This window comes from Mesorhizobium sp. M0296 (assembly GCF_040321675.1).
Classification (GTDB): Bacteria; Pseudomonadota; Alphaproteobacteria; order Rhizobiales; family Rhizobiaceae; genus Mesorhizobium.
In genome coordinates this window covers 1-12,054 of the sequence record NZ_JAMYRZ010000016.1, presented here as the reverse complement: position 1 = coordinate 12,054, position 12,054 = coordinate 1, and the positions used below count along the sequence as shown (strand labels likewise).

The 12,054-nt window shown below is 60.4% G+C and carries 7 protein-coding genes and 7 pseudogenes; 10 read left to right on the top strand and 4 right to left on the bottom strand.

All coding sequences use genetic code 11. The features are described from left to right. Positions 1-908: 908 nt before the first annotated feature. The 6 genes and pseudogenes from istA to NKI97_RS16980 form a co-directional block, all read left to right on the top strand. A pseudogene (gene istA / locus NKI97_RS17005) lies at positions 909-2,337 on the top strand (IS21 family transposase); the annotation flags it as partial. A 13-nt stretch (positions 2,338-2,350) separates the two neighbouring features. Beyond that, a pseudogene (locus tag NKI97_RS17000) lies at positions 2,351-2,558 on the top strand (hypothetical protein); the annotation flags it as partial. A 156-nt stretch (positions 2,559-2,714) separates the two neighbouring features. Further along, complete coding sequence (locus NKI97_RS16995) at positions 2,715-3,383, top strand: helix-turn-helix transcriptional regulator (protein WP_352835414.1); 669 nt, start codon at positions 2,715-2,717, stop codon at positions 3,381-3,383. A gap of 10 nt (positions 3,384-3,393) precedes the next feature. After that, positions 3,394-3,621 (top strand): annotated as a pseudogene (locus NKI97_RS16990) (CoA-binding protein); the annotation flags it as partial. A 303-nt stretch (positions 3,622-3,924) separates the two neighbouring features. Beyond that, positions 3,925-4,149: pseudogene (locus NKI97_RS35495) on the top strand (N,N-dimethylformamidase beta subunit family domain-containing protein); the annotation flags it as partial. A 1-nt stretch (position 4,150) separates the two neighbouring features. After that, positions 4,151-5,518: an aminotransferase family protein gene (locus NKI97_RS16980; protein ID WP_352835411.1), complete on the top strand. Its 1,368-nt coding sequence runs from the start codon at positions 4,151-4,153 to the stop codon at positions 5,516-5,518. A gap of 156 nt (positions 5,519-5,674) precedes the next feature. Here the strand turns inward: NKI97_RS16980 and NKI97_RS16975 are convergent, their stop codons facing one another. From NKI97_RS16975 to NKI97_RS16965, 3 genes are all read right to left on the bottom strand, one after another. Beyond that, on the bottom strand, positions 5,675-5,878 hold the full coding sequence (locus NKI97_RS16975; protein ID WP_352835408.1) for a hypothetical protein: 204 nt from the start codon (positions 5,876-5,878) through the stop codon (positions 5,675-5,677). A 118-nt stretch (positions 5,879-5,996) separates the two neighbouring features. Further along, the gene (locus NKI97_RS16970; protein WP_352835405.1) at positions 5,997-6,452 is read right to left on the bottom strand and encodes a hypothetical protein; all 456 of its coding nucleotides are present in this window, start codon (positions 6,450-6,452) and stop codon (positions 5,997-5,999) included. Positions 6,453-6,576: 124 nt separating this feature from the next. Beyond that, the gene (locus NKI97_RS16965) at positions 6,577-6,717 is read right to left on the bottom strand and encodes a hypothetical protein (RefSeq protein WP_352835402.1); all 141 of its coding nucleotides are present in this window, start codon (positions 6,715-6,717) and stop codon (positions 6,577-6,579) included. Between the two features lie 198 nt (positions 6,718-6,915). On the opposite strand from NKI97_RS16965, the gene NKI97_RS16960 reads away from it, so the two are divergent. Further along, positions 6,916-7,491 carry a hypothetical protein gene (locus NKI97_RS16960; protein WP_352835399.1) on the top strand — a complete coding sequence of 192 codons (576 nt, stop codon included), beginning with the start codon at positions 6,916-6,918 and terminating at the stop codon, positions 7,489-7,491. Positions 7,492-7,711: 220 nt separating this feature from the next. Here NKI97_RS16960 and NKI97_RS16955 read toward each other — a convergent pair. Then, positions 7,712-8,631, bottom strand: a pseudogene (locus tag NKI97_RS16955) (IS5 family transposase). A 189-nt stretch (positions 8,632-8,820) separates the two neighbouring features. On the opposite strand from NKI97_RS16955, the pseudogene NKI97_RS16950 reads away from it, so the two are divergent. The 3 genes and pseudogenes from NKI97_RS16950 to NKI97_RS16940 all read left to right on the top strand — a co-directional run. Further along, positions 8,821-9,166, top strand: a pseudogene (locus tag NKI97_RS16950) (integrase core domain-containing protein); the annotation flags it as partial. A 480-nt stretch (positions 9,167-9,646) separates the two neighbouring features. Next, the gene (locus NKI97_RS16945) at positions 9,647-10,660 is read left to right on the top strand and encodes a D-alanine--D-alanine ligase family protein (protein ID WP_352835396.1); all 1,014 of its coding nucleotides are present in this window, start codon (positions 9,647-9,649) and stop codon (positions 10,658-10,660) included. Between the two features lie 113 nt (positions 10,661-10,773). Next, positions 10,774-11,836, top strand: a pseudogene (locus NKI97_RS16940) (IS630 family transposase). The last annotated feature ends 218 nt before the right edge of the window (positions 11,837-12,054 follow it).

Here is a 12,054-nt window from a genome sequence, read left to right as displayed (position 1 = left end):
GAAGAGTGCGGTAGGACGCCAGGCCGCACCGCCGGGGTCGCAGACTCGACGAACCCGACAGGTGATGTCGGGCACCCGACGTTGTTGTAAGGGAGCATAAGAGTGCGTGGGTTAGTCAATCGGCGCTGAGTTCTGTTGAGGGGACGGACGGCTCCGTTCGACGTTTTCCGCGAGCTCAAGTGCAATGCTTTTGAGTATGCCAGACGCCAGATCTGAGCGGCTACCATTGTGTGCCACCGATGAGATGGCACGTGGGCGCAGAGCCAAGCTGCGCAAGGCCGCCCGTTTTTACCCATGTGCGCGAATCGGTCATCCAGCAGATCACAGATTGGCTGGTCATCACAGCAGATCGCCAGCCGCATGCGGCTGCAGTATCATCCGAATTCCGCTACGATGCGATTTCCAGACTAGCGTGGAATATCGAGTTGGCTCGATATCTTCACGGCGGATCCATAGCGTACCCTTGCAATTTTGCTCTGTGCTTTCAGATGGGTCGCGTCCCGGGACGCGACCTTTTCAGCGGTTTTCCTGCAAGGAATATTCGCCGCGCCCGGCTCGTTCGTCCCCGCAGCGCCTCTTCAGAGCTTCCATCGAGTGGGCCCACATGATCGAAAGTTCCAGTTCAAGAAGCGAGCCCATCGCGTTCCACAGAGCCGGGACGTTCTCTCGGTCTTGGCGCCTAGCTCGAAAAATTCGCGGTGGGTTGGCGGATGTGGCGTAAGCCGTTGAAGACTTTCGTTCAGAGCCAGCGCGCTCGGAGATGAGATTTGGACCTGGTCCGCGGATCACCATACCGGCCAGCGGCTTCGGAAACGCGCACACGAAGCCTGACAGAAGACCGCACTCGATCACACGCTCATTGCCTCAGAAAATTCTTGCATCACGGGCGGCAACACAGAAGGCTTTTCATGAAGTTCCGGCAAACCCACACGACGGCCGACGCGGCGGCGAAGACGTCGATCAGCACGGCCACGGCGTATCGCGTGGAGAAGGATTCGAGGCTGCCTTCGCAGAGGAAGGTGCCGCGGGATCGCCGCCGCTCGCCGACATTTTCAAGGCCGAGATCGTGCCGCTGCTCAAGGCGGCGCCCGGCATTCGGCCAATCACCATCCTCGAGGAGATGCTGCGAGGCCATCCCGAACTGGGCCCCGGCTTTCGCCGCACGATCGAGCGCCGCGTTCGATCCTCGCGCGCGGTTCATGGCGAGGAACAGGAAGTGATCTTCCGGCAGGTGCACGAGCCCGGCCGCGTCAGCCTGTCGACTTCATCGACATGAGCGGCGCCGGCGTCACCATAGCCGGTCAGTCGCTCCATTTCCGACTCGCCTATTCCGGCTTCGAACATGCCCATGTCGTGCTCGGCGGCGAGAGCTTCGTGGCGCTGCCCGAAGGCCTGCAGAACGCGCTCTGGTCGCTCGGCGAAATGCCCGCGGGAGCACCGCTCGGACAGCCTGTCGGCAGCGTTTCGCAACCTGGACAGGGATGCTCGCGCGGACCTGACGCGTCGCTACCAGGACCTCGTCGCCCACTACGGCATGACCGCAACCCGCAACAATGCCGGCATCGCGCACGAGAACGGCTCCATCGAAGGTTCTCACGGCCACCTCAAGCGTGCGATCCATGACGCGCTCCTGATGAGAGGGTCGAGCGACTTCGACGATCTGGCCGCCTATCGTCGCTTCGTCGACGAGATCGTCGGTCGCTGTAATGCAAGCAATTCCAAGCGCATCGACCTCGAGCGCGCAGAACTCCAGGATCTGCCCAGGCGGCGCACGTCCGACTACGAGGAAGTCACCGTGCGCGCCACCTCCTCGGGCGGCTTCACCCTGCGCAAGGTGTTCTACACCGTGCCTTCGCGGCTGATCGGCCACCGCCTGAGGGTGAGGCTCTTCGGCGATCGGCTGGATATCTTCATCCCAGCTCATGACGCTGACGCGCGGGCGAGCCTCTCCATCCGGCAAGCACGACCAGGTCGTCAACTATCGCCATGTCATCCATTCACTGCGCCGGAAGCCGATGGCGCTCCTGACCTCGTCTACCGCGACCAGCTCTTTCCCCGCGAGGCGTATCGACGAACTTTCGACATGCTCGTGGATCGCTTGCCGGGAGCGTCAGGCCTGCCGCACCATGGTCGAACTCCTCGCCCTCGCCCACGAGCGCGGCTGCGAGAGCGAACTGGCCGATCAGTTGAACGTCGCGAACGAAGCACGGCAATTGCCTGACATGGCTGCGTTGCGAACGGTTCGCCCCGGATCCTTCCCGGCTGCCGAACGTCGTCCTGTATCTGGCCACGCTCGACGCCTATGAAGGCCTGATCGGCACCAGCCACGAACTCACTATGACGGGAGACGCTGAAGTCGAACAGCACCGGCGATGCCGCAAGGCTCAGCCTCCTACGAACTGCGTCTGCCTGCCATAAAGGGGATGCGGCCGCAGTTCGCCGAACAGGCCGACAAGGAAGGTTGGCCCGCCGCTCGCTTTCTCGCCGCGATCACCGAACACAAACTGGCAGAAGGCGATCGGCGCCGCATCGAGCAGCCGCCGTCTCGTAACCATATGTCTTTTGATAACATGATTCCATTATGCAAACAGCGATGAGTTGACATTTCGTCTAAACATGCCATTTTGTCAACATGGAAAACCTCAGATCGCCATTTGCATTCGGCGCTGCTAGTGGCATTGAGGTCAGGGGCGAAGCACAAGCTGGATATTATTATGGATCAGTCTAGCGGACATCGTGAACAGCGCGTGCAGGATGTTCTGGATACGCTGGCCCAGCTTGTGCCTCAGATCGCACGCAGCATAACGAAAGATTGTGAGGTGGTGCTGCACGACAATCGCGCTTCGCCGCCCCGGATTATGGCTATAGGCAATGGACATGTTACCCGTCGTGGTGTCGGCGACCTCATGACCCGCATTGCGATTGGCAAGGCTGAGTTGCAGAATCTTCAAGAGCCGCTGTTCAACTATAGCTCGGTTGCTCCGGACGGTAGGCAGTTGAGGGTTAGCTTGCTGCCAATCATCGTCGATGGGAAGACGGTTGCTTATCTCGCCGTAAACTTTTCTACCGGTGACCTGCTTATGGCGCAAAGGGCGATTACCGAACTAACCCGGACAGAGCCGCATCCGAAAGAGATTCAGGAAACCTTTTTGCCAAGTTCTCTGCCCCTAAGGCAGATAATCGAGAACTTTCTTGAGGATTGCCATCGTCCAGCGCACCTTCTCGACCGTGAAGACCGCATTGAACTTGTGCGCCGTCTGCACGATCTGGGCGCGTTCCAAATGCGCGGGACAGTGCGAGAAATTGCCGGTCGACTTGGGATCAGCCGCGCCGCTGTCTATAACTATCTTAAGCTCGCGACTGGGGAAGCGGACACGTCGTAAGCCGCACCCAATGTCGTTGCATAACCAAAGCGAGAATATAGAGGTATCTTCCAATGACACACAGGTTGGAGCCACTTCTGGCTCCACGTTCCATTGCCTTGTTGGTGCGAGCCCTCGTGCGGGAACGCCGCGCAACGACATGCTGCGCATGATTGAGAAAGGAGGATTCACGGGCGAAATCTCTCCAGTTAATCCAAAGTACGAGGAGATTGAGCAGTACCAATGCTGGCCCTCCATTTCTGCTCTGCCGAATCCGATCGATCCAGCGGCCTTTCAGACGGCTCAGTCATTCGCCATGATATTTATCGTGACGGCGACGCCGAGACAAAGATGTTCGAGAAATCGTCCATCGCTGCGCGCTGGCGGGGCACACCCGATCAGTGCTCGGCCGAGGGTTGCGGCTGTGCCGAGGACCCAGCCTATCGCGGCGGCAACATCACCCGGGCCCCCAATTTTTCCTGGGAGGCGGCCCGAAATCGGCCGGCCAGGTTCGGCGACGCTCGGGCTCAACGCGACGCGCGGGGTCTATGCCGGTTGCGGCGACGAGGATGGCCGCTTTACCGCCGAGACGCTGTTCGGCGAGGCGAGCGACGCCAATCTCGACAAGGTCAAGCGCGGCAACGGCATGATCGTCAACTTCCCGCGCGGCAAAGGCGAGGTGTTTCACGCCGGAAGCTGCGAATGGGTTGCCGGCCTGCTAAGGCAGGATGCGATGGTCGAGCGTGTTACCAGAAATGTCCTCGACCGCTATCTCGGAAAGTCATGACATGCTGAAGTCCCCTGCCCCGGAAGCCCGCGAAGCCTCGCATCTGTTCTATCTGTCCAGTCTGCGCCGGCCGCTGATCGACCGCGCCGAAGGCATCTACATGTGGACGCAGGATGGCCGCCGCTTCATCGACGGATCGAGCGGCCCGATGGTCGCCAATATCGGCCACTCCAATCGCAAGGTGCTCGACGCGATGAAACGGCAGATGGACCGCGCCACCTTCGCTTACCGTCTGCATTTCGAGAACGAGCCGGCAGAGGAGTTCGCGCGGCAGCTGGCCGCCAAGCTCCCCGAAGGCATGGACCGCATCTTTTTCGTCTCCGGCGGCTCGGAAGCGACGGAATCTTGCGTCAAGCTGGCGCGGCAATGGGCTGTCGCCACTGGCCAGGCCAGCCGCTGGAAGGTGATCACGCGCTTTCCCTCCTATCATGGCGGCACGCTCGGGGCGCTCGCCGTTACCGGCGACGATGCGCTGGCCGAGACTTTTGCGCCGATGATGCAGCTCATGCCCACCGTGCCGGCGCCGGCCGCCTGGCGCGACCGCGACAACCTCTCAATGGAGCAGCGCGGCATCCGCTACGCCGACATGCTGGAGGAGAAGATCCTCGCCGAGGGACCGCAGAGCGTGCTCGCCTTCATCATGGAGCCGGTCGGCGGCGCTGCCACCGCGGCGCTGGTGGCGCCGGACAGCTATTACCCGCGCATCCGCGAAATCTGCGACCGCTACGGTATCCTGCTCATCCACGACGAAGTGATGAGTGGTGCGGGCCGCACCGGAAAATTCCTCGGCGGTGACCATTGGAACTGCAAGCCCGACATTGTCGCGCTGTCGAAGGGACTGGGCTCGGGTTATGCGCCGCTCGGCGCGCTGGCGGCACCGATGCGGCTGGTGCAGCCGCTGCTCGCCTCCGGCGGCTTTCAGCATGGCCACACCTATGCCGGCAATCCGCTCGCCTGCGCCGCCGGGCTCGCCGTGCTCGGCGAGATGGACCGCCTCGACCTGATCGCCAATGCGGCTGAGATGGGCGACCTTTTGATGGCTGAATTGAAGGGATTGGCCAAGCGGTTTCCGTTTATCGCCGACGTGCGTGGCAAGGGGCTGCTCCTAGGTGCCGAGATGATCGCCGACCCTGATACGCTGAGGCCGATCGCTCCCGCAAAGAAAGCCGCCCAGCGCCTGCTCGACCTCGCCTATGAACGTGGGCTCATCATCTATGGCCGAAAGGTCAAAGGCGGCGTCGACGGCGACAATTTCATGGTGGCGCCGCCTATGATCGTCACCAGAGAACAGATTGGTGAGATCGTTGCCATCATCGGTGACTCGCTGCAAGTGCTGGCCGGCGAGCTCGACCTGCCGGTCGAAGGCTGAAAATGGCGCCGCGAAAAGTCATCGTCACCTGCGCCGTCACCGGATCGGTGCATACGCGGTTAATGTCGTCCGAGACCGGTGAATCCTCTGGGGTTACGCGGCTCGTAGGAGGGGTGGTTTGGACTTGAAAAGTGACGGCACGTTCGGCGCAGGCTGTCAGAATGGTGCCCGCAGTCGATCGGGAAGCTCGCCGTTCAGTTCAGCCGTACGGACCTGCATGAGCATGTGCGCACCTTGGAGGGACCAGCGTATCTGCTGCTTCTTGACCATCCGTTTGCCGAAGGGCGAGTTCACCGCCGACTCGGCGAGAGTGGTGGCGACGCGCAGTCCAGACCGGTAGCGCTTTCCATAGTTGACCATCCCACCGCGGTTCGAACGTATATAGGTCAGGAGCTGCACGCCGAGGGCTGTGCAGCCGCGCGATCGAGAACTCGCTTTCCACGAGCCTCTCTAAGTCGCGGATCGCACGATCGACACGTCATTGCCACAGGCGCCACTTCACGGCTCTGATGTCCCTGCCGATGGTCGAAAGCGCTTCAATGGACCGGACTGGGATCGTACGATGTAATCGGCGATCTGGTGCATGGGCTGGATCTTCATGGCGATGTGAAACCAGTCGATGATGTGGGTCGTCGGTTTCGGCATGGGCGCGGGGCAGCCGCTTCAGGATTTCGGCGCTGTCCGAGATCACCGTCACATCGCCGAAGCCGCGACATCTGACGTCTTGGAGGGGCGTGAAGAGCACGATCGCGAATTGCATGCTGCCCGCTGCTGCCGGTGACGAAATAGCGGCCATCTGGTTCGCCCCGTCCGCCGCGACCGCATCTGGCCACGACGAGGTCGAGTTTCGCACTGAATTGGTCTCGGCGCTGCGAACATGAGCAGTATCGATGCTAATAACGAACTCTTTGCGCCGATCTTCGGGCAGCTGCATCTCAAGCTTGCATCGGTCATCCGTTTGGGACCTCGCGCGCCAAGTTTCCTGTATGACCTGATCGTCGAGCCGCTTGCCGATCCTGATGGTACGCTTGCGTACGGTCGCATGCGTCTCAGTCGGTTCAGTGGGCAGGGAAATCGGCCAGCACCTTCGCCGCCTGCCGGTAGGGCAGCATGCTTCCTAGCCGCGCCGTCAGTTCCATCAGCTCCGGTGTCGCTCGATCGGGACAAATTTCCTTCAGCGGCGCGAAGGCACCGACCATCCCTGGATGGCATTCCCGGCACAGCATCCATCGGGGATTGCGAACCTCAACGTGCCGAAGACGGGTCGGATCCAGCGTGTGGTGTAGCCCTTGACCGGTCGGAACGTATGGCAATCCGGGCAAATTCGGCGAAGAAGGGCATACGTCTCCGCCTCATTTGCCGACACGCTCGAGGGCGAATGGAACGAGAAGCTCCGCATGTTGGCCAATGCCCGCGAAGGGCGCGAGCGCGGCCGAAAGCCCGATCAATTCATCCTCGACAAAGCTGTCCGCGAGCGGCTGGTGGCAATGACGGTGGATTTCAGCCAGCTCTGGGCAGATCCGGATACCAAACCGCGAACGCAGCGACTGCTTCGTCGAGGATGTCACCCTCGTCAAGCTGCCGGCGGAAGCAACCACCGAGGTTCACGTGCGATTCAAGGCTGCAAAATCCAGAGGCTCACGACCATGCGGATTCCGACGATTTACCGGACGGCATTCCGATCAAAAACCGGACGCGATTCCGTCCGGATCATTGGAATACGCACGACCATGAGCCCAAAATCTTCCGCGCAACAGATCAAGACGCAGCCCGGCAGTGTCGAACTGATCGACAAACTCCTCGACGACGACATCTATTCCGAGATCGCCGAACTCCTCAACCAACAAGGATATCGCCCCGGGCGGGGCGACGCGCCGCGGTCGCCACGACACCCGCTTCGCGGCCTTGCGAGTGGCCAATCTCGTTCACCAGTAACTCTCGATATGACCGCCTGCGGGAACGTGGAATGCTGACAAAACAGGAAGCGGCCGCGCGGCTCAATTATTCAGATCTGCCGCAAAGGCAATGCAGCCGATGGAACCGTCTCGTTGATCGGGCAGCCGCACGCGTGCAAAATGCCGGCTCAGCTGAAGATGAAAGGGGCGTAGTATGAACATATGAACATATGAACGCAGATCGTTTATAAACAGGCATGCGCCTTGGCCATCATCTGTCCGCTAGACTGATCTATAACTATATCCAGCTTGTGCTTCGCCCCTGAACGGATTGCGGGCGTGCGCGGGCAAGGATGCGGTTGAGGACGGCGCAGCCGATGGCGACTTCGGTCTGCTGAACGGGAAGCGAGCGTGCCCGCAAACGTCGCCCGACGATGGACTTTATTGCCCTATTGGCGGTCTCAACCAGCGAGCGTTGGCCGTACTTGGAGACCTGCCAATTTCATCCGGCCGTCTCTGTTGATTGCGGTGATATGCAATCCTTTTGTCGGAAGGTCGATCGGTTCCGCGTTGACGCGAGGGGGAATGAAGTGGCGACAGACGCGCTGTGATTGATGACTGCGTCGCAATTATAAGTTGGCTTTCCATCATAGGCACCATCGGCAGTAAACCGTCCGATCGGACCGCCAAGTGGTCGAGCAGTGGCTCAACTTGAGAGACATTGCCAGTGTCCTGATCAGTCAGGGTATGGGCAATGATCTCGCCGCTGTCGGCATCCAGTGCCAGATCAAGCTTGTGCCAACTGCGACGGGATCTGGCGCCGTGACTGTCCTCCAGCCACTTGCCCGCTGCGTAGACGTGGAGACCGGTGCTGTCGACAAGAATATGACTGATCCGTCCGGCGGAACCTGGCGATCATGCCGTTGGGTGATTGCCATGTCCGCGCCCGACGGCTCAGGGTGGTGTGACCGGGGACAGCGAGCGCCAGCCCATCAGCTGCAGCACCGATTTCCAGCAAGCCTGCTGCCCGGCGCAGCCGCAGGCCCAAAGACAAGACCCAGCGTCAAGATGGTGTCGATCGCCAGATCAAAATAGCGGTGCTGGCCGCCACTTCTTGCGTCTTGGCACTTGCCACCTGGACAGGGCTTCCGGCGTCACCCACAGGGTCAAACTGCCACGATGACGAAGTCCTGCCTCGTATTCCGTTCTCTCCCTGATTGTCGCGCTACACGCGGATTCGTGCCAACGGACTAAGGTGCTGGAGCCGGATTTCCGACAGTTCGTGCGCGAAGGCGGCTCGACACAACTGTCTAACCATGCCGCTGAGAAGAGGTTTGTTATGCCTACCGCCGCAACATGCGGTGCGGCAATCAACCTGGGAGGATCTCACCTTGATCGCCGCGCCGTAACGGAAGCGGGTTCATCTCGAACGCCATGCTCGCCTGGACGGCAGGAGGTCAGCGTCGAACGGAACTTTTTATCGCTCGAGACAAGTCAATGCAGAACCGAATCTGCGAAGCCTTCAACGGCCGCATGCGCGACGAGCTATTGAACGAGACACTCTTCTACCACCTCGATCACGCGCGATCAGTAATCTCTAGATTGGTCGCCGGATACAACGAACGGCGCCAGCATTCAGCGTTCGGCGCTCGGCAATCTCACACCTGCGGCCTATGCCGGCACCCTAGCAGCAACGGATGCATGGCTGCGTGACCCCGACCAGCTCCGCCGATCGCCCATCGCCCAACCTGCGCAATTCTTAACAGTACCGATTGACGACATTCCGTGTTCAGAACCAGACATCCTACGCGCTAGATGTGAGCGGCTGGCCACTAGTCTTGGTCTAGCATTTAAAGGGTGCCCCCCTGATCTTTGTGCCCCTGCTCGCAACACCTTTCGTGGCATGCCAATTGCGAGTGTGTCGCCAGGTGCGGTTCCGACATTGCCATCGCGCTGTCTTCAACCCAGGAGTTCACATGACACTCGCCCACGCGGTACTGGCTGCCCATCCGTTGGCACGCGCCAGCGGTGCTGGAGCTGCCTGGGGACCGGCGACATGTTGCGCAGCACTATACCGGCAGCTACGTACAGTCCGCGTTGCACATAGTGCTAATGACACTGTTCATCAGCCTTCTGACAGGCTGGTCTCTAGTGCTTGTGCTGGGATTCGAGGGGACCGGCGCAAATCCGAGAAACTGACCATCACACCTATCAAAGATCAAAGGAGTAGCTCATGCGAGTAGCTGTTGTTGTGAACAGAGATCTTACTGGCGTGATTAACCGGTTCGGCCAGCCCTTTCCGCAGCCGCCGCAGCCTTGGCCAGACTGGGACTGGGAAAGTGTGGTGGCGGCCCTGCAAGAGGGCGGCCACGAGGTGCTGCTGTGTGAGGGCGATAAAGGCATGCTAACTACGCTTGAGCGGTTCATGCCGCCCGATTCGCAAGCCCGCCCTTCAGGATTCGTCTTCAACTTGGCGAGTGGAATTCAGGGCGAGTCCCGTTTCTCCCAGATTCCTGCCATGCTCGAGATGGCCGGCGTTCCATACATAGGAGCGAGCCCGCTCGGACATGAGCTTGCCAACGACAAGATCGTCACCAAGATACTCATCCGCGACCGCGGTGTGCCGACGCCGAACTTTCTGGTGATGCGTCGAGGCACTGAAAATACTGGCGACCTGAGATTTCCAGTAGTAGTGAAGCCGCCCCGTGAGGGTGATAGCCTCGGACTGCAGCTCGTACATGAACCTTCTGAGCTAAAGCGGGCCGTAGAAGTGATTGTCGAGCAGTATGCGCAGGACGCGCTCGTTGAAGAATACATCGAGGGGCGGGAAATCAGCGTTCCGCTGCTTGGAAACGGAGAAATAGACGTATTGCCTTTGGTGGAGCAGGACTTTGGCAATAGCAATTCGCTGTTCACTTATGAAGCGAAGTACATGGGCGTCGGAGCGCCCCAGATGATTAGCCCGGCGCATCTCGACAGTAGGCTTGCGGCAATGCTGCGGGATATTTCGATCACGACATTCCGCGCTTGCCAGTGCCGGGACTATGCCCGCGTCGACGTCCGGATCGACCGCTCCGGCCAGCCTTTTGTGCTAGAGATCAATGCCAATCCGTCCCTCACAAAGGCCTCGTCATATTGCGTGGCTGCGAACACGGCCGGACACAGCTACTCGAGCTTGATCAATCGCATCCTGGATGTCGCCCACACGCGGTATTTCGGAACCGCTACCCCCCAGGGCCGAACGTGACTCTCGGGTAGCGCGGCGAGGTTGTTATACCAGCGGTGCCGATTTCTGACTCGCTCCCCGGATTCCTCCGCGACCCGATTTATGATTCTTTCGGGGCGAAGGGGGACTCGTTTATCGGATCAGCGGTTCAGTTGCGGACAGACTATTCGGCTTCGGAGCTTCGCCGGTTGGCACGGGCCTCGAAGGACGCGCGGCAGAGCAGCCGTTTGCTTTCGCTTAGCGGCGGTGCTTGACGGTATGATCCGTGCGGATGCCGCCAGGATCGGCGGGATGGACTGCCAGACCTTGCGGGACTGGGCACACCGGTCAACGAAGCCGGTCCGGATGGGCTTCTGGATTCGTGGTCGAATGGCCCCACATCCCACATCACGGCTTTCGCCCAAGCGACTGGCAGAGCTGGCCGAGATTGTCGAAACAGGCCCTGATCCTGCCGTTGACGGCGTGGTGCGGTGGCGCCGCGTCGATCTCCAGCAGGTCCTCAAGGAGCGCTTCGGCGTCGAGTATCACGAGCGCCATGTGTCGACGCTGCTGAAGAAGCTGGGCTTCTCGCACATGAGCGCCCGGCCGCGTGCGCAGGATGCCGACACCGTCGAAGCATTTAAAAAATCTCCCGCGCACGCTGAAGGCCCATCTGGTCCACCTGCCGAAAGGCACAGGGGTGGAGATATGGTTTCAAGACGAAGCCCGCATCAGCCAGAAGAACTGCTTGGTCCGTCAATGGGCAAGACGTCGCACGCGTCCCCGACAGCCCGCCGACCAGCGCTACAAGAACGCCTACCTGTTCGGAGCCATCTGCCCGACACGCGGCAAAGGTGCTGCCCTGGCCTTGCCGCATGCCGACACCGAAGCCATGCAACTCCACCTCGACGAGATCAGCCGCCATGTCGCCAAGGGCGCGCATGCCGTGCTGCTCATGGATCGCTCTGGATGGCATACAACGGCAAATCTCGACGTGCCGGAGAACATCACGCCGATCCTCCTGCCGTCGCGATCCCCCGGTGGAAAACGTCTGGCAATACCTGCGCTCCAACTGGCTCTCAAACCGAGTCTTCGAAACCTACGACGCCATCATCGACGCGGCGTGCGAGCGTCTGGCAGAAACTCCTCGCCAATCCAGAAACCATCACGTCAATCGGAATGAGGCGGTGGGCGCATGTCGTCGGTCAATCATCATGACCGCTGATATTATTCTGCCGCATGTTGAGGTAGGCACGGACGAATGGCGTGGACACGCGTCGGGGAACAGAGGAACTCTGGAGAAAATGTCCTAGACCACCGTTGCAGCAGGCTTTCCGCGGGTGCCGACAATGGTCGCGAAGACGGCGAAATCCTCCGGATTCGCATGCCCAAGGGATGGACATTGTACGATCCACGTCTGGCGTGGATGCTGGTCG